The sequence below is a fragment of the Cetobacterium sp. genome (assembly GCF_048470075.1).
Classification (GTDB): Bacteria; Fusobacteriota; Fusobacteriia; order Fusobacteriales; family Fusobacteriaceae; genus Cetobacterium_A.
Genome location: NZ_DBGBQB010000074.1, coordinates 1 through 21,836 on the forward strand (window position 1 = coordinate 1; position 21,836 = coordinate 21,836).

General features: G+C 31.2%; 20 protein-coding genes and 1 riboswitch. Of the genes, 2 read left to right on the forward strand and 18 right to left on the reverse strand.

The window, feature by feature from the left end; all coding sequences use genetic code 11:
• Nucleotides 1-82 precede the first annotated feature (82 nt).
• Nucleotides 83-183, reverse strand: a riboswitch (purine riboswitch).
• Nucleotides 184-291: 108 nt separating this feature from the next.
• The 6 genes from ACMOUI_RS02540 to kdsB all read right to left on the reverse strand — a co-directional run bounded on the left by ACMOUI_RS02540 (nt 292) and on the right by kdsB (nt 8,717).
• Entirely contained in the window at nt 292-3,336 is a 3,045-nt protein-coding gene (locus ACMOUI_RS02540) for an efflux RND transporter permease subunit (RefSeq protein WP_418964175.1), read from the reverse strand.
• Nucleotides 3,337-3,358: 22 nt separating this feature from the next.
• Nucleotides 3,359-4,390, reverse strand: a complete 1,032-nt coding sequence (locus ACMOUI_RS02545; RefSeq protein ID WP_418964176.1) for an efflux RND transporter periplasmic adaptor subunit — start codon at nt 4,388-4,390, stop codon at nt 3,359-3,361.
• Nucleotides 4,391-4,404: 14 nt separating this feature from the next.
• Entirely contained in the window at nt 4,405-5,691 is a 1,287-nt protein-coding gene (locus ACMOUI_RS02550; protein WP_418964177.1) for a TolC family protein, read from the reverse strand.
• The gene (locus tag ACMOUI_RS02555; RefSeq protein ID WP_418964178.1) at nt 5,691-6,329 is read right to left on the reverse strand and encodes a TetR/AcrR family transcriptional regulator; all 639 of its coding nucleotides are present in this window, start codon (nt 6,327-6,329) and stop codon (nt 5,691-5,693) included. Before ACMOUI_RS02555 ends, ACMOUI_RS02550 begins: the two co-directional genes overlap by 1 nt.
• A gap of 94 nt (nt 6,330-6,423) precedes the next feature.
• Nucleotides 6,424-7,980: a SpoIID/LytB domain-containing protein gene (locus ACMOUI_RS02560; RefSeq protein ID WP_418964179.1), complete on the reverse strand. Its 1,557-nt coding sequence runs from the start codon at nt 7,978-7,980 to the stop codon at nt 6,424-6,426.
• A complete protein-coding gene (gene kdsB, locus ACMOUI_RS02565; RefSeq protein ID WP_418964180.1) occupies nt 7,980-8,717 on the reverse strand; it encodes a 3-deoxy-manno-octulosonate cytidylyltransferase in 738 nt (245 codons plus the stop codon). The genes ACMOUI_RS02560 and kdsB overlap by 1 nt, the downstream gene beginning before the upstream one ends.
• 89 nt (nt 8,718-8,806) lie before the next feature.
• Here kdsB and ACMOUI_RS02570 point away from each other — a divergent pair, with 89 nt between their 5' ends.
• Nucleotides 8,807-9,421 (forward strand): histidine phosphatase family protein, encoded by a 615-nt coding sequence (locus tag ACMOUI_RS02570; protein ID WP_418964181.1) that lies wholly within the window; start codon nt 8,807-8,809, stop codon nt 9,419-9,421.
• Nucleotides 9,422-9,508: 87 nt separating this feature from the next.
• The gene (ftsZ, locus tag ACMOUI_RS02575; protein WP_418964182.1) at nt 9,509-10,453 is read left to right on the forward strand and encodes a cell division protein FtsZ; all 945 of its coding nucleotides are present in this window, start codon (nt 9,509-9,511) and stop codon (nt 10,451-10,453) included.
• Between the two features lie 41 nt (nt 10,454-10,494).
• Here ftsZ and ACMOUI_RS02580 read toward each other — a convergent pair whose 3' ends face one another.
• The 12 genes from ACMOUI_RS02580 to ruvX form a co-directional block, all read right to left on the reverse strand.
• Nucleotides 10,495-11,361, reverse strand: a complete 867-nt coding sequence (locus ACMOUI_RS02580; protein WP_418964183.1) for an RluA family pseudouridine synthase — start codon at nt 11,359-11,361, stop codon at nt 10,495-10,497.
• Nucleotides 11,361-12,464, reverse strand: a complete 1,104-nt coding sequence (gene rodA, locus ACMOUI_RS02585) for a rod shape-determining protein RodA (RefSeq protein WP_418964184.1) — start codon at nt 12,462-12,464, stop codon at nt 11,361-11,363. The genes ACMOUI_RS02580 and rodA overlap by 1 nt, the downstream gene beginning before the upstream one ends.
• Nucleotides 12,465-12,473: 9 nt before the next feature.
• Nucleotides 12,474-12,914 carry a dUTP diphosphatase gene (gene dut / locus ACMOUI_RS02590; protein ID WP_418964185.1) on the reverse strand — a complete coding sequence of 147 codons (441 nt, stop codon included), beginning with the start codon at nt 12,912-12,914 and terminating at the stop codon, nt 12,474-12,476.
• 10 nt (nt 12,915-12,924) lie between these two features.
• Nucleotides 12,925-14,148, reverse strand: a complete 1,224-nt coding sequence (locus ACMOUI_RS02595) for a M16 family metallopeptidase (RefSeq protein WP_418964186.1) — start codon at nt 14,146-14,148, stop codon at nt 12,925-12,927.
• 7 nt (nt 14,149-14,155) lie between these two features.
• A complete protein-coding gene (locus ACMOUI_RS02600; RefSeq protein WP_418964187.1) occupies nt 14,156-15,235 on the reverse strand; it encodes an LptF/LptG family permease in 1,080 nt (359 codons plus the stop codon).
• Nucleotides 15,232-16,311 (reverse strand): LptF/LptG family permease, encoded by a 1,080-nt coding sequence (locus tag ACMOUI_RS02605; RefSeq protein WP_418964188.1) that lies wholly within the window; start codon nt 16,309-16,311, stop codon nt 15,232-15,234. Before ACMOUI_RS02605 ends, ACMOUI_RS02600 begins: the two co-directional genes overlap by 4 nt.
• Before the next feature lie 9 nt (nt 16,312-16,320).
• Nucleotides 16,321-16,854 carry a CvpA family protein gene (locus ACMOUI_RS02610; RefSeq protein ID WP_418964189.1) on the reverse strand — a complete coding sequence of 178 codons (534 nt, stop codon included), beginning with the start codon at nt 16,852-16,854 and terminating at the stop codon, nt 16,321-16,323.
• Nucleotides 16,855-16,871: 17 nt separating this feature from the next.
• Entirely contained in the window at nt 16,872-18,056 is a 1,185-nt protein-coding gene (locus tag ACMOUI_RS02615) for a class I SAM-dependent rRNA methyltransferase (RefSeq protein WP_418964190.1), read from the reverse strand.
• An 11-nt stretch (nt 18,057-18,067) separates the two neighbouring features.
• Nucleotides 18,068-19,177 (reverse strand): alanine racemase, encoded by a 1,110-nt coding sequence (alr, locus tag ACMOUI_RS02620; protein WP_418964191.1) that lies wholly within the window; start codon nt 19,175-19,177, stop codon nt 18,068-18,070.
• 61 nt (nt 19,178-19,238) lie between these two features.
• Entirely contained in the window at nt 19,239-20,174 is a 936-nt protein-coding gene (secF, locus tag ACMOUI_RS02625) for a protein translocase subunit SecF (protein ID WP_418964192.1), read from the reverse strand.
• 4 nt (nt 20,175-20,178) lie between these two features.
• Complete coding sequence (secD, locus tag ACMOUI_RS02630) at nt 20,179-21,399, reverse strand: protein translocase subunit SecD (RefSeq protein WP_418964193.1); 1,221 nt, start codon at nt 21,397-21,399, stop codon at nt 20,179-20,181.
• A 17-nt stretch (nt 21,400-21,416) separates the two neighbouring features.
• Nucleotides 21,417-21,836: a Holliday junction resolvase RuvX gene (gene ruvX / locus ACMOUI_RS02635; RefSeq protein ID WP_418964194.1), complete on the reverse strand. Its 420-nt coding sequence runs from the start codon at nt 21,834-21,836 to the stop codon at nt 21,417-21,419.

Sequence of the window (21,836 nt, forward strand, 5' to 3'; positions counted from 1 at the left end):
TCAACAAAAAAAGTCTATAAAAAAAGGAAACTACAACTGTAATTTCCTACAAGATCAAATTTAAAATATATCAAAAAAACATACATTAAAAATCTATCCTTGTAGTCTGCCAATTTACGGTGACAGGTAGAGACTCGTTGACCTTATTTCAACTATTATACAAGTTTTATTTATTTTGTTTTTTAATACTTTTCCTGATTTAATACTAACACACTGTTCGTTTTTTTTCAACTATTATTTTTGAAATAAAAAAAGTTCTCTGAGTTTTACCTCAGAGAACCCCTGTTTTTACTATGCTTTCTCTCTCTTTAACTTTTTCTTCATTCCGTCGATAAAGTCTTCAACTATAATGTATAGAACTGGAATTACAACCAGCGTTAGTAGTGTTGAGAATGATAATCCGAATATAACAGCTATAGACATTCCTGAGTATAACTCTGCTCCCTCTCCAAATCCTAGTGCAAGTGGAATCATTCCACATACTGTAGTCATTGTAGTCATTAGAATTGGTCTAAGTCTTGTTTTACACGATTCTCTTACCGCATCATTTAGTTCATATCCTCTCTCTCTTAGAATCTTAATAAAGTCTATTAGAACAATTGCATTGTTAACAACCGTTCCAGCTAGCATTATTATTCCAATCATAACCATCATATCAAATGGAGAGTTTGTTATCAACAATCCTCCATAAACTCCGATCATTGCCAATGGAACTGAAGCCAAAATTATACCTGGAAGTAAGAAGTTCTCAAACTGTGATGCTAGAATAGCGTATATTAAGAATATTGAAATTCCAAGAGCCATTCCCATCTGTACAATCGCCTCATTAAATAGCTGAGACATTCCTCCCCATGAGTAAGAAACACCTTTTGGTGGGTTAGTTGCTTCAAATGCATCCACAATTTCACTTTGAACTTTACTTAATCCAATTCCACCATCATTTGCTGAAACTGATGCGTAGAATATCTTATCTGTCTTTGTTACCTCTGATGCTCCCTCTGCCATAACAATATCTGCTACATCTGAAACTTTTACAAATTTACCATCTGCTCCTCTAACATTTAACTCCTCTAAAGTTGAAATATTAGTTCTTGCATCCTTTGGTAATCTGATTAAAACATCTATCTCCTCTGTTCCTGTTTTTACAGATAGTGTTTGTCCAGTTGCTCTATTTCCACCTAGGAATGAGTAACTTATTGTTCTACCTACATCAAATGGGCTGATTCCATGAGCTCTTAATTTATCTCTATTTAGAACAACTCTAGCCTCTACATTTCCTGGTTCAATACTTGATGTAATATCTATAATACCAGGATTTTGACTAATTTTTTCTTGTACTTGTTTTGCTATATTTTCAGCAACATCTAATGAATCTGAAGATATTCTAAATTCAACATCTCTATTTCCACCTGCTGATTGGTAATCATCTTTTAAGTTAAACTTAATTCCAGGTATTTTCTCTAATTCAGGTCTTAAATTATCCATTACTTGGAATATTGATACATCTCTATCAGTTTTTGGCCCTATGTCAACGTTTACGATTCCTACTCCTGTTTTTACAAGAGAGATATATGTTTTTGTTAAAGGATTATTTTTTACTACTTCAACTGCTTGCTCTGTAATCTCTTCTGCTCTTTCAACTGAAAGACCCTTTTCCAACTCTAAAACAACTGCATATCTACCATAGTCTTGTTTTGGTATAAACTCTGTTCTTGTTAATAGAGGTCCAACTATCATCATAACCATAAATGTTATGAAAGAAAGTGCTACAGTTTTCTTTCTATTTGTAATTGCCCACTCTATTATCTTTTCATATGTGCTCTTTACTTTTCCAAATATTTTACCCTCTTTTGTAATATCAGCGTTAGCTTTTAAAAATCTACTTGCTACCATTGGCATTAAAGTTAATGATACTATTAAAGCGGCAACGTTAGAGAAAATTATTGATAGCGACATATCTCTAAATATCTCTCTTGCAATACCTGGGATAAATAGTACTGGAATAAATACAACCATTGTTGTTAAGGCTGAGGCTAGAATCGCTACTGCAACCTCTGATGCTCCATCCTCTGATGCTTCCATTACTGGTTTCTTAAGCTCTGTTATATGTCTATAGATATTATCTATAACAACAACGGAGTTATCTGTTAGCATTCCTACTCCAATAGAAAGTCCCATTAGTGATATTACGTTTATTGTCACTCCTAAAAGAGATAAGAAAGCAAATGTAAATATAATTGCTATTGGTAGTGCCAATGATATCAACAGTGTTGCTCTAATATTTTTTAGGAATACTAAAAGTACTATTGTAGCTAGAACAAGACCTGTTATTGCATTTCCTTTTACTCCTGAAATTGATGAGTTAATATTTTCAGAGTAATCCATTACTGTTGTTACTTCTACACCTTTAGGGAAGTATGGTTTCATCTCTTCTAAGGCTATCTTTGCATTATCTGTAATTGATAAGATATTTCCATCTGTAGATTTTTCAATAACTATCATTACCGATGGTTTCCCATTAAGTTTAGTTATCTCGCTTTGATCTTCAGTAGTTAGTACTACATTAGCAATATCTTTTAATCTAAGAGTTTTTCCATTACTTCTTAAAATCATGTTTTCAAACTCATCTAAATAGTTAAACTCTCCCATAAATCTGGCAACAACATCTTTCCCTCCAGTTTTAATAACTCCCAACGGAACATTTATTGATGATGTTTTTATTAAATCATACAATTCATTCGGTGTTAAATTATATGATGCTAATTTATCTGTATCAAATTGAATTTGAATCTGTTTATCTGGAGATCCTAATGTATCAACACTTCCAACTCCTCCAATTCTTTCAAATCTTGGAGTCATAAACTCGTTAACAAATGTTGTCAATTCTAAAAAATTTGGACCCGATACGTTTAGCATCATCGCAGTATTTCCTGAACCTGCTAATTTTTTCTGTGTCGTAGGTTTTGACGCATCATCTGGTAACTCTCCTGATATAGCATCAATCTCCCTTTGTACATCTCCTCTTTTTAAATCTATATTCACTCCATAGTCGAACTCAATACTTACAACTGATCTTTCAAATGATGATGTAGATGTTATCTTTTTAATTCCATCAACACCAGATAGTGAATCTTCTATTTTTTTAGTAATCTGACTGTTTACATCTTCTGGAACAGCTCCATTCCAAGTTGTAGTAATTACAACCATTGGAATATTCATATTAGGAAGCAGTTCTGATTTCATTGATAGCATCGAAACAATTCCTAAGAATACCATCGAGACCATTACCATTACTGTTGCAACGGGTCTACGTATAGCAATACCTGCTAATGACATATATCTTTCACCTCTTTATTTTCTATTTTGTTTCGTTATTTATTGTAATTTCATCTCCATCAGCTAATCCGAATATACCATCAGACACTACTAAATCCCCTGGTTTTAACTCCTCTGATATAACTTCTATATTAGGCTTTATCGTTGCCCCTGTAGTTACTTCAACTCTTTTTACTTTCCCATTTTCAATTTTAAAAACATAGCTCAATAAGTCTCTTATAAATACAGCCTGTTGTGGTACTATAACTCCATCTCTTTTCTCTGTTGGAATTACAACCTTTGTATACATACCATCTTTTAACTCTTTAGTTTTATTATCTATAGATATTTTTACTGGGAATTTTTTTGTTTCAGCATCTGCTATTGGATTTATAGATTTTATCTTTCCTTGAAACTCTTTTCCACCTAAATCTGAAACCATTAAAGTCACTGGTGATCCCTCGTTCAGTGTATTTAACCAATATCCTGGGAAGTCCACAGTTATCTCCATCACGTTCTCATCTACCACTGTAAACACAGTTGAGTTAGCCTCTACGACATTTCCAGATTTTAAATTTAAATTTCCTACTAATCCAGTTAGCTCAGATTTTCTTGTTAATTTATCATAGTTTGATTTTTTAGATGTATAATCTGCTAAAGCATTGGTATATGCATCTCTATAACTTAAAAATTCAAGTTGTGATACCATCTGCTTTTCATAAAGTTTACTAAATTTTTCAAAATTATTTTTTGTTGATTGTAGGTTAGCTTTTGCTGCTTCATAGTTTGATTCAACCTTTGCATCAGTAAACTTTACAACAACCTCACCCTTTTTTACAAAATCTCCATTTTTCTTTAGAACTGTAGATACAGTTCCTTGAGAATCCAATGTGTGATCCACTTTCTCTTGAGGCACAATTGTTCCATCAGTTACATATATATCTGAAACTTGCTCCTGCTTTACCTGTGATGCTATCACGGGTTTTTTTGGTTTTTCTACTACTATTTCCTCTTTTTTTCCACAAGCAGTCATCAAGATAGCTGCTGCTGTTAATATGAATAATCCCTTTTTCATCTTTCCTCCCGATATTAAATAAGTGATGATCTATATTTCTCAAATGCTACATAATAATTTAATACTGCTGAGTTATAATCTACAGCTGCTTGTCTATATTGACTTTCTGATAATAGATAATCCACAGTTGAAATTAATCCCGCATTGTATCTTTCAGTATCTATACTAAAGTTTTCTGTTGCTGCTTCTAACGCTTTGTTTCTAGAGTCTCTTAATTGCTGTAAACGAATTAACTCTCTATAATTTTTTGTAACAGATAGTTTTATATTATCTGATGTTAGCTCTTGATTTATACTTTCTATATTCTCATTATTTTTTGCCACATTATACTCATCAATTCCGCTTCCGAAAGAGAATACATCCCATTTTACAGAAACTCCACCTCTCCACTCTGCATTGTCAAAACTGTTATCAAAATGGTGGCTCTCTCTTGATGTTCCATAAGTTGCAAAAGCATCAACCTGTGGTAATAAACTTGATCTTGCTACAATTTTTTCAGCTTGAGCATAGTCAACTTTATTTATTGCTAATCTCGCTGATAAACTGTTTGTTAAAGCCTGATTTAGGTCTCTATTGAAATCTATTCCCGATGTTAAGTTCTCTGGAACTTGGAAATCTTTTAAAGTAATCTCCTCATTTGTAGGAATCATTAACTTTAATTTCAAATCCTTTTTTGCAATCTCTAAATTTGTTTTAGTTCCTGTTATTTGAGCCTCTAAATCTAATATTGAATACTCTGTTTTCAGTAGATCCGCTTTTGTTACCAATCTTAAATTTAATTGTTCGCTCTGCTTATCATATCTAGCTTGTAACTCTTTTTTAGATGCCTCTAAAACTGTTAAATCCTTTTCATAATTTATAATACTTGAATATAAAGAGATAATATCCAATCTCACATCTCTTTTTTCAGATAAAAGATAGATATCTGCCATATTTTTAGAAGCCTCTGCTCCAAGTATTCCACCTGTTATTGCTCCTCCTCTAAATAGGGGCTGATAAAGACCTATTGTCTGTGAATATCCACTTTTTGCTTTTAATCCAATTATTCCATTTGAATCAATAGTTTCTGTCATATTTCTTGTTTCATGTTCCGCTTTTTGATACTGACCATTATATGTAACTGTTGGTAATGCAGTTTTAAATGCTCTTCTTACATTTAATCTTGCATTTTCTTTTGATAGCTCTGACGTCTTTATTGTTTTCCCATTCTCTAAAGCCAAGTCAATTGCACTTTCCAACGTTAGCTCTCTTGAAAAGGCTGCTGTTGAAAGCAATACTAGTAACCCTAATAACTTCTTCATTAAATTCCTCCTGTTAGTAACTTCAAGATACTTTCAATAACCAGTTGTATCTCTCTATCTAAATCAATATTTTTTAAACGTTCTTCAAATTCGGATATATCACTGATAAAATAATCCTCTGTATTTTTATAGAATAATCTTTCCAATCTATAAGATTTTATTCCACCCATGATAAATACTATCAAAATATTTATTTCACTCTCTGAATATGTAATTCCTGGAATGGTTTTTATTATCTCTTTTAAATATTTTCTATTTAAAATTTCGATTTGAAAAAGTTTTTCTCTTAATAGAGGTGTTAGATGTTCCAAATTTCTGGTTAGATTTATCAATATCAAATGAGATTTTAAACTCTCTGATACCATCATAAACCTTTTCATTATAAACATCTTTATTTTTTCTTTATAATCAATCTTTTCTATTAGAAGTTCTTTTAACTCATTTTTTCTTATTTCATAAACTTCGCCTATAATCTCCTCTAAAAGTTGATCTTTTGATTTAAAGTAAGTATAAAAGCTACCTTTAGCTATTCCCAGATGATTTGTAATATCTTCAACTCTTGTTTTAAAAATACCTTTTTTTAATAAAACATCTTTTGCAGCTTCTAGGATTTGCTCTTTTTTTTCCTCCTTTATCATCATGCCCCCTTACTGAACTTAAAATTAAAATGACTATACAGTCACAGAACATTCTAATCTATAATGACTATTTAGTCAATGCTTTTTTTAAATTTTACCATACATTGTGAGCATTTGAATTAAATCCTGATGAAGTTGAGTAATATTTTGCATCTATCGGCTTATTTTCGTGCACAAGAATAAGACCTTTTGTTGTTTTTACTCCCTTAGTCGACAACTCATTTTCATCTAGGTTGTTATAGACTTGACTTTGAGTACTATCTAAAATATGGAACCCTTGTTTTGCATATCTATTTCTCAATATATCTTTTGCTGCATAGGTTCTAGCTGCTATTGCCTGTACTTTTAAAGCTTCCAGCCCAAAACTTTGTGGCATCTCACTTGGAACAACCTGTAATAGATAATCCTCTATATTGATTTCATTTATTAAGTTTAATCTTGTTCCGCCCTGTGCTAACCTAACTTCAAAACTCCCTCTATATGTTGGATATCTATATTTTTTTACATTTCTCTTTATATTGGTTATCGATATCATGTGTTTTGATGTTATCTCTATGTAGTTTTTTGTTTTTAATCTTACTTTCCCTTGAGTGATGACCTGTGTGTATCCATCTTTTACTATAAAGTCTATAGATGTTCTAGGGGATACATTAACACTTCCATCTTTACTTTTTAATTTTATAGCACCTGTTGAAATCATAGATATTTTTGAGTGATTAATAGTTGAAAATCCACTTGTCATTATTCCAACTCTAATCTTATCATCTATTCCATCCACCGATTTTATACTCTTTAATTTTGTATCCATATAGTATCTTTGTAAAACTTGTTTATATGAGTATCCCTTATTTTTAGTTAAATCCATAGCTGACCATTGTGGAACTCCAGATCCGTGTCCAAATCCTCCACCATAGATATTAAAACCTCCATTCCCCAATTTCTCAAAAGCAATAAAGGCAGATGGCAACATGCTCGGATTTCTGGATATAGGCTTTTCATTATAAGTACTACTTCCACCCTTTGTTCCATAGATATTTACAGTGCTATCAACGCTACTTTTGCTTAAATTTAATAGACTCCTTATATTTCCCTCTTTTGCAACAATATATTTACCTCTGCTTCCCTTTATCAGTAGTTTTGTTACTAGTCCTGATTTTCCTCTTTCCAAAACTCTTATATCTAAAACATCTCCAACAGGGTTTAAAGGTATTTTTTTTGCTACCCACCTATTATCAGAGTATGTTAAAACCTCTTTGGGTCTTCTTGAACCTAATGAAACTAAGTTTTTATTTAAAACATTACTTATCTCTTTTCTATTTAAGCTAACTTTCCATCTCCAATAATTTGAATTATCCCCATGCCCCTTTGCTCTTGTATTTTTATAAAATGCTAAAAACTCATTTTCTTTATATGACTTAAATGGTACTTTTGGATTTTCCATATCATTTACATATTTTAAATAAGGGATAGGTTTTGCCACTGGTATACTGTCCTTTGAGTATTTTCCATATAGATCAACTCTATCTCCCTTTAAATTAGATGAACTTTCCAATCTCTCATAATAATCTCTATTTGAACTACTGCTACACCCTATAAAAGCTAAAAAACATAATCCTATCGCTATGGTATTTTTTATTTTCTGAACTTTCATTAGATCTCTATCCCTTTTTCAACAATATAGTTTCTAACTTTTTCAAGCTCCTCTTTTGTATCAACACCTATAATTTCAAAAGGTGTTTCCAACACTTTTATTTTATACCCATTTTCTAAAATCCTCAACTGCTCTAAAGATTCAGAATTTTCTAAAGGTGTGCTCTCCATTTTAGAATATTCTAGTACAAACTCTCTTTTATACCCGTATATTCCTACATGTTTAAAATAGATATCTAAGTTTTCATTTCTAGGATATGGAATTACACTTCTTGAAAAATATATAGCATAGTCATCTCTATCTGTAATAACTTTTACAAAGTTTGGATTTTCAATGTCCTCTTTTTTATGAAGTTTATGCTTTAATGTTGCCATTTTTAAACTCTCCTCTCTTTTAAATACATCGATTAAAGAGTTTATCATCTCTGGCTCAATTAAAGGCTCATCACCTTGAACATTTATAATCACATCATAGTCTGTTATCTTCTCACAAACTTCAGCTATTCTACTTGTCCCATTTAAGTGATTTTTATCTGTTAGTATTACCTCTCCTCCAAATCTTTTTACTTCATCAAAAACCTCTTGTGAATCTGTTGCTATAATAACCTCATCCAAATTAGATTTCATAGCTCTTTTATAAACCCACTCTATCATAGAATGTCCACAAATATCTTTCAGTGGTTTCTTTGGCAATCTTGTTGATTCATATCTCGCTGGAATTACTCCTAAAAACTTCATTTTACAACCTCCAAAATTCAATGTATAATAAGATTATACAAGAATATCGTATTAAAAAAAAGAGTTTTATACTTAAAAAGGAGAAATTTATGTTGCGTATTTATTTTGTAAGACATGGTGAAACAGTTTGGAATACTTTAAAAATTTTTCAGGGAAGATCCAACTCTCCATTGACAGAGCTAGGTATTGAGCAAGCAAAAAAACTTTCAAAAGCTCTAGAGAATATTGATTTTAAAAAGGTTTACTCATCGCCACAGGAAAGAGCTCTTCAAACCACTAAACTTTTACTTGGAAATAGAGATATGAATATCATTCCAATCGATGAGTTTCAAGAGATCAATATGGGAAAAGTTGAGGGGATTCCAAGGGAGGAGTTTGAAAAAAACTATCCAATTGAGTATCATAATTTTTGGAATAATGCCGAAAAATATGATCCTACAGCATATAATGGTGAAAGCTATGAGGAGGTTTTAGATAGAGTTAGAGTTGGACTAAATAAACTTGTTCAAGAAAATAGTGACGGAAATATCTTGGTAATCAGTCATGGAGTTACATTAAAAGCCCTTTTTAATATTATAAATGAAAAAGGGATAGATGAATTCTCTAAGCAACCTGTTCCTGAAAATACTAGCACTACTATAGTTGAATATGATTCAAATGGATTTAAAATAGTAAAATTTTCTGACACTGAACATCTAAATTAATTTTTTTATTATTGACACAAAGGAAAGTGTGAAGTATTAAAGTATTATTCTATATATTGCTGTTATTCTATTCAGGGGGTGAATTTTTTGGGAGATAAGTTTAATGTTAATATAAAGGTTATGGGTATTGGTGGCGGTGGAATAAATGCACTTGATGAAATCTGTGTTTCTGAAATTGATGGAGTTTCTTTTTTTGCACTTAATACCGATCTACAAGATTTAAATAATTCTAGAACACCTCACAAAATTCAACTGGGTTTATCTACAACTAAGGGACTAGGCTGTGGTGGAAATATTGAATTAGGAGAGAAAGCTGTCAAAGAGAGCTTACCTTTTATTAAAAATATTCTTAGAGGCACTGACTTTCTTTTTTTAACATCTACTATGGGTGGAGGAACTGGAAGTGCTGCTACTGCTTTAATTGCAAAGTTGGCCAAAGAGATGAACATTCTAACTGTTGCCATAGTTACCAAACCCTTCTCCTTTGAAGGAAAAAGAAGAATGAAAATTGCTGAAACTGGAATAAAAAATCTTAAACCTTTTGTTGATTCTCTTATTGTTGTCCCTAATGATAAACTTTTAGATAATTCATCATCCAATGTAACAGTTCAAGAAGCTTTCAAAAAAAGTAACTTTGTGTTATATACAGCGGTTAAAGGTATGACTGACCTTATGCTTGCCAAAGGATTAATAAATTTAGATTTTGCAGATATAAAATCTCTTCTACTTGAATCAGGAGAGGCTATCTTAGGGTTTGGAGAAGGAGCTGGTGAAAAAAGAGCCGAAAAGGCTGCTCTTGCCGCAGTGGATTCATCTCTATTTGAAAGAACCATTTTAGGTGCAACTAAGTTTTTAGTAAATATTATTGGTCCTAGAGATTTAAACTTAATGGAGTCTAGTATTATTGTAGAAACTATAAAAAAAGAGTGTGAAGCTGAAATAGATGATGTTCTCTTTGGAGTTTCAATAGATGAAAACTCCAGTGATACTATTAAGGTTATTTTAATAGCTAACTCATTTTTAAATACTTAAATGACAAAAAAACGGTTTTATTTTAAAAACCGTTTTTTTATTTATATTAAATTTTTAGTATACTCTTCAGGCAAAGGCAACTCTATTTTTATGTTATATTTTGGAATCTCACAATAGTATGAAAATAAAAACATGTTCTTTCCACCTCTACCATATCTTCCATCTCCAACTATTGGGTGTCCTAAACTTGCCAATTGAACTCTTAACTGATGTGTTCTTCCTGTTTCAAGAGTGGCTTCTAGAATAGTTCTATTTTTCCCTCTCTTTAAAACTTTAAAGTATGATATACTCTCCTTAGCTCCCTCTTCATAAGAGCTTAACTCCACAACCCTTGTCTCCTCTTTTCTCAGATAGCTCTTTAGAGTAAATCTATCTTTATCAATAACTCCATCAACTAATATATAGTATTTTTTATCTGTTTTTCCCTCTCTAACCTCCTCTGCTAACTCTCTAGTTACAACTAGACTTTTTGCACCTATTACAAGTCCAGAGGTAGATTTATCAATTCTATTTACAAAGTTAAACTCATCAGTTTGATAAAAACTTTTAAAAAGTTCAGACAGACCATAGTCATATCCACTGCCCTTATGCATTACCATACCGGCCTCTTTATTAAATATAACCACTCTTTTATCCTCATAAACAATACCACTTTTTAAAGTGTTTAAATCTTTTGAAGATATTTTTATAAATTTTTTCTCCTCAGTCTCTCCACCAGAGATTAAAACTTTAACAATATCTCCCTCTTTTAATCTATAGTTTTCTTTAGATTTTTTTCCATTAACTTTAATCTTTCCAGTTCTAATTCCCTTAAAAATCTCTGTCAATGGAGTATTTTCATATTTTTTTCTCAAAAATCTATCCAATCTAACTTCATGAAAACTAGAGTCTATAATATATTCCATCATTACTCCCTATATACATTTATACTCTGAACAATCCCTAACATTGCAAAGGCAAATAGGAAAGAGGTTCCTCCATAACTCATTAAAAGAAGAGGTAATCCTGTAACAGGCATTATTCCAGTTACCATTCCCACATTTACAACTATATGAAAAAAGAAAATTGCAGATATTCCATAGCAAATTAACTTTCCATATCCCTCAGCTTTGTCACCTATTCGCAATATTCCCCATAGAAGTAGAATGTACAGTATCAGTAAAACACAACCGCCAATCAATCCTCTCTCCTCTAAAAATACCGCTGCTATAAAATCAGTGTGAGACTCTGGTAAAAATCTTAGCTTACTTTGAGTTCCCTGTAAAAATCCCTTTCCAAAAACTCCACCAGATCCAACTGCAATCATAGATTGAGTAACATTCCAACCACTTCCCAATAGATCAGCTTCTGGATTTAAAAATGTTAATACTCTTTCTCTTTGATAATCTTTTAATAGGAAAAAATATCCAATCGGTACCATTGATATTCCTACAACTGCTAAAATTATTATAGTTTTCCAATCTATTCCATTTATAAATATCAAAATTAGATATAAAAATATTATAACTAAAGATGTCCCTAAGTCTGGCTGTGCCGCTATTAATATAAATATTGGTAAAACATGAATACTAGTAGCTAAAACACATTTCAGTCCTGAAAACTTATGATTATACTTAGTGGCCAAGACCTCTGCAAAAGTTAAAACTATAAATAGCTTAGAAAACTCTGAGGGTTGAATAGTTATAAATCCTAAATCAATCCATCTTTGAGCTCCCAATCTTTTATCTCCTATCACAAATACCAACAGCAATAGTATCACATTTATCAAATAGATTACTTTATAGTATTTTCCATACACTTTATAATCTATAAAAGAAAATATAAAGTATGTCAAAACTCCTAGTCCTATCCATGCAATCTCTTTATAAAAAAAAGATGTTCCCTTATGTACTGTCGCACTATAAACTGTCAATAAACTTATTAGAACAATACACAGGGCAATATATAAAATCATATTTTTCATCTTTTTAATTCTTTTTATAGTAACTACTAAATCATGATTTTTTCCCATTAACTTCTCCTATTTTCCTGTATGACCAAATCCACCTTCAGCCCTTACAGTTGTTGATAATTCGTCAACTTTTTCAAACTCCATTCTATAAACTTTTTGAAGAACTAGTTGTCCAATTCTCTCTCCAGGATTTATAACAAACTCCTCAGTGCTTAAATTTATTAATATAACTCCAACCTCTCCTCTATAATCTGAATCTATTGTTCCAGGAGTGTTTACCAATGTTATTCCATGCTTTAATGCCAGTCCACTTCTAGGTCTAACCTGAACCTCATATCCATATGGAATCTCCATCTTTATACCTGTTGGAATTAGTTTTCTTTCCAATGTTTTTAAAGTAACTGGTTCTGAAATATTTGCTTTAACATCCATTCCAGCCGCTCCTTCAGTCATATATTTTGGTAATTCCACACCGTTTTCTAGTACTAATTTCACTGTTATTTCTTCCATTTTTTCCCCTTTATATATTTCCTAAAATTGTTTTAGATATATATTTTTCATCAAATATTTTTTTTGCAACTCTTTGGATATCTTCCAGATTGACATTTTCAATCTCATCTATCACAGTTTCAATATCTCTTACCTCTCCATATACTAGATAAGATCCTGCCATTCTAGACATTTTTCCCTTGCTACTTTCAAGTCCAAAAGTTACCATGCTTAAAAACTGATTTTTAGCTCTTTGTAACTCTTTTTCTGTTATTCCATTCTCTCTTATCTCTTTTAACTCATTCTCTATAATTGAGATAACCTCTTTATAATCTTCATGTGTTGTACCAGCGTATATTGTGAACAATCCACCCTCATCAAAATTTGAGGTATAAGAGTACACTGAGTATGCCAGCCCTCTTTCCTCTCTGATTTTTTGGAAAAGTCTAGAGCTCATATTTCCACCTAAGACATTGGATATTACAGACATTGCCACTCTATCATTATCTGTATTTGAAGCTCCCAATGTATTTACACAAAGATGTACTTGATTTGTTTCCTGATTTATTATTTTTTCACCAGAGTTTATACTCATACTACCGTCATAGAATCTCTTTGTACTTCTATCTTTTAACTGTCCAATCCCTCTATTTAACTGATTGTATACACTCTCTACATCTATATTTCCTGCAACTGCAATAACGATATTTTCAGGTTTATACATATCATAAAAATATCTAAGTATTTTTTCTCTGTCTATTCCTTTTAAACTCTCTATTGTCCCTGCAACTTTTTGACTTTGTACACCATTTATAGCAAAATTTAGATTTTCCTCATGGACAACCTCTTCCGGTATATCTTCATACATTCTTATCTCTTCAATTATAACATTTCTCTCTTTTTCAATATTTTCATCTGTAAATGTAGAGTTTAAAAACATATCATTTAAAATATCAATACCTGTTTCTAAAGTGTTTGATGTCATCTGTATATAGTAAGCCGTTTTTTCAACACTTGTATAGGCATTGATCATTCCGCCTTGGTTATCTATCTCTTCTGAAATCTCTTTGGCTGAACGATTAGTTGTTCCTTTAAACAGTAGATGCTCTATAAAATGAGAGATTCCCTCTTCACCAGATAGTTCATTTTTTACACCAGCTCTTACAAAAAAACCTAAACTAGCTGTATTTATACTCTTTATATCTTCGATTAAAACTGTTATTCCATTATCTAATCTCTTAGTAATTATGCTCATTTTCCTCCTAATACTCCGCTCTTCTCATAAAGTATATCCCTAAAGATAAAAATATAATATTTGGTATCCAACCACTTACAAAGGGATTCAATATCCCATTTACGCTTAATGCTTCAAAAGATGCCTGAACAATATAGTATGAATAACCTAATCCCACACTTAATGCTATACTTATAGCTGAAGCTCCTCTCACATATCTACTTCCTAAAGATAGCCCTAAAAATGATACTATAAAACTGGCAAAAGGAAATGAATATCTTTTTCCTAAAACAGATAATGGTTCTTTTACATCTCCACCTGTTATACGAATATCTCTAATAGCCTTAGTTATTTCAGCATTTGTTAATTCATCTGGATCTCCCTGAATTGTTATAAAATCTGCTGGGGCTTTATTTAACTCTGGATTAGAGTATGTTTTATACGTTTTTTGAGTCTTATTTACCAAATCATTAACAACAGCATTTTCTAATAACCAAGAGTTCTTACTTGTATCAAATACACCTTTTTTAGCTGTTATAATACTCTCTATTTTTTCAAAACTTTTATCCAGTTTTATTATCTCCATTAAAGTCCCCGTATTTCCAACTCTATCAACTTGTCTAATATAGTAAACCACATTCTCCTCAGTTCTTAAAAAAGCATTATTTTTAGTTGTTGGTAATACTCTTTCAGATATTTTTCTACCTGCCCTTAAAGCTCTGCTTTTTGCTAGAGCCATTGGGTGAACTCTATTCATAACCTGAAAAACTATAATAGATATAAAGAAAGATATGATTATCGGATATCTGACTATTCTTCTAAAACTTATACCTGAAGTTTTTAAAGATATTATCTCTAAATTGGAAGCCATTCTATTTATACACATCAATGATCCCAATAACACAGCTAAAGGTGTTACCTCAATAAAAATTTTAGGCAATAGATATAATATATATGTTGCTGATTCAGAAACACTCATTCTTCCAGCTGTTATATATCTTATTATTTTAAAAAGTTGACTTAAAATAAAAATATTTATAAAAGCTATTAAACTCAGTAAAAATGACTTTATAAAGTTTTTACTAATATATATATCCAGTTTTTTCATCTAGCACCACCTGCTTTTTTTCTATATAGTAGAGCTGTTCCACCAAATAATAATAAATTAGGTAACCAAACTCCTACATAAGGCGATACCACTCCTTTATTTGCCATTACCATTCCCACATTTAAAAATACAATGTAGACAAAAATAACCGCTAAACTTACTCCAAAACTAGCTCCTTTTCCACTTCTATGATGACCAATAGATAGTAATACACCTAGCACTGCTAATACAACAGTTGAAAGTGGAATAGCTATTTTTCTATTAATTTCAACTAGATAAGGTATCTTCTCCTCATATGTTTTTCCCTTTAAATTGTCAAATAAAGTTGTTATTCCCATGGCTTCAATATCTTTTACATCTATTTTTACCTCTTGGAAATATGAGCTTAAAGGTATTTTTTTCTGCTTAAATTCACCCTCCAATTTAATTGTTCCATCTGGATTAAAAGTATAAAACTTTGAATCTTCCAACACCATATTAACATTTTTCCAATAAGCTTTTTCACCTAATAGTATAGTGGGGAAGTTATTTTTATCCTCTTTTTGGAAAATCAATACATTTTTAGCCTCATTGGTTTGTCTATCTATTTTTTCGATATATAGACTATACTCATCAACTTCATCAATCAATATTTTCTCTTTCAATTGGAACACTGGATTTTCATATGCTATCTTCATAGTTATCTCTTCCAATTTGCTAAATGATCTTGGAATGATACTCTCTTGTAAAAAGAATATAAATACAGTAATAATTGAAGCCAAAATTACTATTGGCTTCAATATATCCTTTAGAGACATTCCAATTGAACTCATTGCTGTTGCTTCACTTGTTCTTGTAAACTTAGAAAAAGTTATCATTACACCTAAAAATACACCCATAGGTATCGTTTGAGATAAAATTGGCGGAAGATAAAAAGATAGTATTCTCAATACATCTATCAAAGATATTCCTTTTACAATTATATTCTCCATAAGAGAAACGATAATTTCTATCAGAAAAATAAATGTAAACAGGGATATTCCAAATATTATTGGCATTTTTACATCTTCCAATATATATTTTTCAATTATTTTCATCAGTCTCTCCTAAAACATTTTATTAAAGTATTTTTCAACCAGCTCTTTCCCTTTTATATAGTTTAGCTCTGATTTTAACTCTTTTGGTAAGTATTCCTCTATATAGTGCGATTTATTTAGAAAAACTTCATTAGTTTTACTGTCTACTCCATATTTTTTTAAAACTGTATATTTTTGAGCAGCATAGTTAAAAATAAATAATATTATTAATGAAATTACAAGTCCTTTTATAAATCCGAACACTCCACCTAATCCTCTAGATAAAAATCCTTTATTCTGATTTTTTAAAATAATTCCTATAAAAAACATTAAAATAGCAATAATGAAATAAGAAGCTATAAATACACCTATATATGCTAATAAGAAGTTACTTTCATTGGTATCGATTGCCAATTTTTCCATCACCATTGGAGTAAATTTTTGAGCTATTATAAAATCTATAAATATTCCAAATATTGAAAAAAACTGTAATAAAAATCCATCTTTTAATCCTTCAATTACTGCAAATATAAGTATTACTGCTATTAAAATATCTAAGTACATAATTATTCCCCCTTAAATTAATTATTTACTACTTTAACCCATAAAGCTTTTAAATATAATGTCTCTGGTACATGTAAAATCCATGGATGATCTTCAGGCTGGTAATTTATACCAATAACTTGTAATAGTTTACCATTTTTTGAAGCGGCCATTCTTGTAACTTCTATTAAATCCTGTAGACTCATATGGTATGCACATGTTATAACACCTACAATTCCACCGTCCTCTATCAGTTTAAAACTTTCATCACATAGGCTAAAGAACATATCTCTTCCTCTTGGAACATCAATTTTTTTCTTTATTAATGAAGGTGGGTCCAATGTTATTACATCAAATTTCTCTCCCCTATTAGCCAATATTTTTAGCATTAAGAACGCGTCTCCTTCAGCCGTTTCAAAGTCATTTGTAAACTCATTTAACTCATAGTTCTCTTTACATAACTCTAAAGCATGTGGTTCCTTGTCAATAGCTACAACTTTTTTACACCCCTCTTTTAAAGCTGCAACAGAAAATCCACCACTACTTGAGAATACATCTAAAAATCTTGTGTTCTCATTTAAAAATGGTCTTATAAACTTTCTAGAATCTCTTTGATCTAAGAAAAATCCTGTTTTTTGTCCATCTATTATATCTACATAGTATTTTAATCCATTGTCTTCCATCACTATTCTTTCAGGAATTTCACCGTAGATTATCCCAGTTTGTTGTTCTACTCCCTCATGAGTTCTGTTCTCAACATCACTTCTTTCATAAATACCTTTTGGTTTCATAACCTTTTTTATTGCATTTATTATCTCTTGTCTAAAAGCAACCTCTAAACCTGAATTTCTGAATTGTACCGAAACATACTTATCAAACTTATCGATTATTAATCCTGGAATTCCATCAGCTTCAGAATAAAAAGCTCTTACACAGTTTGTCTCTGCTAAAAGAGGTTTTCTTTTTTCATAGGCTCTTTTTATTTTCTCTAAGATTAAAGTCTTGTCCACAGGTACATCTTTAGTTGTTAATACTCTAACAAAAGCATTTGTTGACTCAGCCACATATCCTTTTCCAACTATCTCTCCATCTGTTGTACAAACCTCTACTATATCTCCATTTGAAACATTTCCAAAAATCTCCTGAATCTCATCTTTAAAAACATTTGGATAAAAATTCCTAATTTTCTTCTCTTTTCCCTGTTCTAATATTATCTTTGCCATTAATCTCTCCTTTATAACTTTCCTATTAAACTATTTACCAAGTGCGGTTTTCCCTTTTTTAAGTAAACTCTACTCACCCTTCTACTTAATCCTGTAAATAGCTCATAAATTGATGATCCTACCATCTTTGATTTATCAAAGATATCCTCACCCATAACTATTACTTCATCTCCAATTTTTACCTTATCTTTAAGTTCTTCTGGTATTTTTACCATTAACATATCCATACAAACTTTTCCAACTATTTTGCACGGTACACCATGTATTTCAACTGTTCCTCTATTGGAAAGTTCTCTTCTAAAACCATCGGCATAACCCACAGTTATAGTTGCAATTAAATCTTTTTTATATCCTTTACCTACTCTTCCATAAGATATATCTATATCCTCTTTTAGCTCTTTCAAAAAAAGAATTCTACTTTTTAAAGTAAACACTCTCTTTAAATTTTCTATTACTCCCTCTCCATAAACACCATACATAATTATTCCAGCTCTAACTAAGTTACTCTGAGGAATTTCAGAAAATTTTAATATTCCTCCACTATTAAGAATATGGATATATTTTATCTCTTCTAATTTTTCAAAATATTTAAATTTTTCCAATTGTTTTTTTGTATAGTCTATTGAATCATTATCCGATTCATCCGAAACTGATAGGTGTGAATATATCCCAACTATATCGATATTCTTAGCTTTACATATCTCAATAGCATTTTTTCCCTCTTCCACAGTAAATCCGACCCTACCCATTCCTGTATCCACTTTTATGTGCACTTTTAATGAAAGTTTATTTTCATGTATATAATCTATCTGAGAAAGGTCAGTCAAAGTAACTTGAAGATTATTCCTTTCAGCATCTTTTAACTCCTCATTAAAAGTACCTGCTAAAATTAAAATCTCATTATTAATACCACTATTCCTTAGTTCTATCCCCTCTTCTAGAGATGAAACTCCAAATATTTTTACTCCCATCTCTGAAAGTTCCTTTGCTATTGTGACTGCTCCCATTCCATAGGCATCTGCTTTTATAATTGCCATTATGTCTCTGTCATGAGATAGTTCTTTTATTTTTTTTATGTTGTATTCTAAGTTATCTAGATCTATCTCTGCCCACGTTCTCATTTTTTTCCTCCAACCTCTTATTAATAAGTAGATTAAGCCACCTATTAAGGTGGCTTTTGTTTTATACTACAATTTTCTCTTCAGGGTGTGAATCATCATTATCATCTTTTTTTGGCTCATATTTGTCATCTCTTTTTTTCTCAAAAAGATATACCAATGGTGTTGAAATATATATTGATGAGTAAGTTCCCACTCCAATTCCCACTAAAAGTGTTGTTGTAAATGTTCTTAAACTATCTCCACCAAAAACTAATATTGCAACTAATGCTAATAATGTTGTAACTGAAGTGTTAATTGATCTCACTAAAACTTGATTTAAACTTTTATTTAAAACCTCTCCAAAAGTCATATCTGATTTTTTTCTTAGGCTCTCTCTAATTCTATCATATATTATTATCGTATCATTGATAGAGTATCCCAATATTGTCAGTATAGCTGCTATAAAAGGTGTATCAACTTCATAACCTAATAGAGCTATAACTCCCAATGCCGCTGTAACATCATGTAATAGAGTTAAAATTCCAGCTATAGCAAACTTAAACTCATATCTCATTGTTATGTATAAAACTATCAATAATCCACCAATTGTTAAAGCATATATAGCTGATGTTTTTAACTCTTCACCTATTGTAGCTCCAACTTTTTCTGCTCTTTCTAATTTATACTCACCTAATGTCTGAAGTTTAGTTAATAACTCCTCTGTCTCTTTATCACTCATTTCAGCAGTTCTTATTATAACATTATTATCACTTTGAGATACCTGAACTTTTCTAGCTGTTGATGTTAATTGTGGTATCTCTATGGCCAAAGAATCCAACTCTTTATTTATATCTGCCAAAGTTATATTCTTAGAGTAATTTAACTGAATTAAACTTCCACCTGTAAAGTCTATTCCATAATTCAATCCTTTTACTAAAAACATTCCTAGGAATATTATAAAAGATATTGTTGATAATGTTACCCATTTTTTACTGTGTTTTATTACCTCAATATACATTTACTTACCCCCTTTTCACACCGAAGAACTCTGTTCTTTTTATTTTAAATAAATCTACTGTTGTTGTTAACAGAACCTTTGTTATGAAAATTGCTGTAAGCATTGATGCTACAGTTCCAATCGTTAAAGTTACTGCGAACCCCTTTACAGTTCCTGTTCCAAACATAAATAGAACAAGTGCTGTCAATAATGTTGTTACGTTAGAGTCTATTATTGAAGCAATTCCCTTACTAAACCCAAGCTTTATTGCTCCATTTATAGTATTTCCAAGTTTCAACTCATCTTTTATTCTTTCAAATATTATTACATTAGCATCTACGGCCATTCCTGCCGAAAGAATCATACCAGCAATACCTGGTAAAGTTAAAGTCGCATCAATAAAGTTTAGCATTGCAAACATCACAAGTCCAAAACTTAATAGAGCTAAGTCAGCTACAAATCCTGGTAATCTGTACATAACTAACATGAATGTAGCTATTAATCCAACTGCAACCATAGCAGCAGTTTTACTCTGAGCTATAGATTCATCCCCTAAAGATGCCCCTACTATTCTAGTTTCTATAATTTCTGCTTTCACTGGTAACGCCCCTGCATTTAAAAGTGTAGCTGTCTTTTTAGCTTCATCTGGTGTATAGTTTCCTGTTATAACTCCATTTCCACTTGGAATTTCACTGTTGATTGATGGAGCTGTTTGAACCTCTCCATCTAAAGTTATAGCCAATCTTTTTCCAATGTTTTCTCTTGTTATTTTGGCAAACTCCTTAGCTCCTTCAATATTCATCTCAAATTGAATTTGAGGTCTTCCTAAGTTATCATATGACACTTCAGCTTTTTTTAATGCTCCACCTGTTAGTAGTGTATCCCCTAAAGAACCATCATCATTCATTATTCTAAACTCTAATAGAGCTGTTTTTCCTATCATCTTTACTGCATCATCAGAGTTTGTAATTCCAGGTAATTCAATAATAACTCTATCCATTCCCGCTCTTTGTACAACTGATTCTGCAACCCCAAGACCATTTATTCTTCTGTCTAAAACTTCTATTAATCTATTCATTGCATCGTCATCTAATTCGGTTCCAGCTTCTGGTTTAGCTTGTAAAACTACATAAACTCCTCCTTTTAAGTCCAGTCCCAGTTTTGTTGGTTTCATTACTGCTAACCACCAAGAACATACTAGTATAACTAATACAAAAAATAATTTGGTCATCCCCTTAAGATTCATGCTAGCCTCCACTTAGTTTATTTTTTCATGTCTAAGAAAGTTTGTAAAATTATAGCTGCAGCTACTTTATCTACAACTTTTCTTTTCTCTTTGGCTCCCCTTAAATTTGTTTCGTTCAACATTCTATCTGCTGAAACAGTGGAAAGTCTTTCATCTATTTCAAAAAATTCTAATCCTTCAATAGATTTATTTAGTTTCTCTATAAATTCTCTTACTTTTTCTGCTTGACGTTTTTCAGTTCCATCTAAACTCTTAGGTATTCCTACCACTATCGATTTAGTATTTTCCTCTCTACACAGTTCAGCAATTCTTTTTACAGCCTTTGTCTTTCTTCTATCAATCACTTCTAATGGAGTGGCAACCATTCCCATTAGATCCGATTTTGCCACTCCTATTCTTACATCTCCTACATCTAAAGAAAGATATCTTTTATACAT

What these genes read in the sequence shown, in the direction of transcription:
- alr (WP_418964191.1), bottom strand. Translation starts at nt 19,177, where the DNA reads ATGAGAACGTGGGCAGAGATAGATCTAGATAACTTAGAATACAACATA.
- dut (WP_418964185.1), bottom strand. Translation starts at nt 12,914, where the DNA reads ATGGAAGAAATAACAGTGAAATTAGTACTAGAAAACGGTGTGGAATTA.
- ACMOUI_RS02540 (WP_418964175.1), bottom strand. Translation starts at nt 3,336, where the DNA reads ATGTCATTAGCAGGTATTGCTATACGTAGACCCGTTGCAACAGTAATG.
- kdsB (WP_418964180.1), bottom strand. Translation starts at nt 8,717, where the DNA reads ATGAAGTTTTTAGGAGTAATTCCAGCGAGATATGAATCAACAAGATTG.
- secD (WP_418964193.1), bottom strand. Translation starts at nt 21,399, where the DNA reads ATGAATCTTAAGGGGATGACCAAATTATTTTTTGTATTAGTTATACTA.
- ACMOUI_RS02545 (WP_418964176.1), bottom strand. Translation starts at nt 4,390, where the DNA reads ATGAAAAAGGGATTATTCATATTAACAGCAGCAGCTATCTTGATGACT.
- ACMOUI_RS02595 (WP_418964186.1), bottom strand. Translation starts at nt 14,148, where the DNA reads ATGAGCATAATTACTAAGAGATTAGATAATGGAATAACAGTTTTAATC.
- rodA (WP_418964184.1), bottom strand. Translation starts at nt 12,464, where the DNA reads ATGGGAAAAAATCATGATTTAGTAGTTACTATAAAAAGAATTAAAAAG.
- ruvX (WP_418964194.1), bottom strand. Translation starts at nt 21,836, where the DNA reads ATGTATAAAAGATATCTTTCTTTAGATGTAGGAGATGTAAGAATAGGA.
- ACMOUI_RS02615 (WP_418964190.1), bottom strand. Translation starts at nt 18,056, where the DNA reads ATGGCAAAGATAATATTAGAACAGGGAAAAGAGAAGAAAATTAGGAAT.
- ACMOUI_RS02570 (WP_418964181.1), top strand. Translation starts at nt 8,807, where the DNA reads ATGTTGCGTATTTATTTTGTAAGACATGGTGAAACAGTTTGGAATACT.
- ACMOUI_RS02610 (WP_418964189.1), bottom strand. Translation starts at nt 16,854, where the DNA reads ATGTACTTAGATATTTTAATAGCAGTAATACTTATATTTGCAGTAATT.
- secF (WP_418964192.1), bottom strand. Translation starts at nt 20,174, where the DNA reads ATGTATATTGAGGTAATAAAACACAGTAAAAAATGGGTAACATTATCA.
- ACMOUI_RS02605 (WP_418964188.1), bottom strand. Translation starts at nt 16,311, where the DNA reads ATGAAAATAATTGAAAAATATATATTGGAAGATGTAAAAATGCCAATA.
- ACMOUI_RS02560 (WP_418964179.1), bottom strand. Translation starts at nt 7,980, where the DNA reads ATGAAAGTTCAGAAAATAAAAAATACCATAGCGATAGGATTATGTTTT.
- ACMOUI_RS02600 (WP_418964187.1), bottom strand. Translation starts at nt 15,235, where the DNA reads ATGAAAAAACTGGATATATATATTAGTAAAAACTTTATAAAGTCATTT.
- ACMOUI_RS02580 (WP_418964183.1), bottom strand. Translation starts at nt 11,361, where the DNA reads ATGATGGAATATATTATAGACTCTAGTTTTCATGAAGTTAGATTGGAT.
- ACMOUI_RS02550 (WP_418964177.1), bottom strand. Translation starts at nt 5,691, where the DNA reads ATGAAGAAGTTATTAGGGTTACTAGTATTGCTTTCAACAGCAGCCTTT.
- ACMOUI_RS02555 (WP_418964178.1), bottom strand. Translation starts at nt 6,329, where the DNA reads ATGATAAAGGAGGAAAAAAAAGAGCAAATCCTAGAAGCTGCAAAAGAT.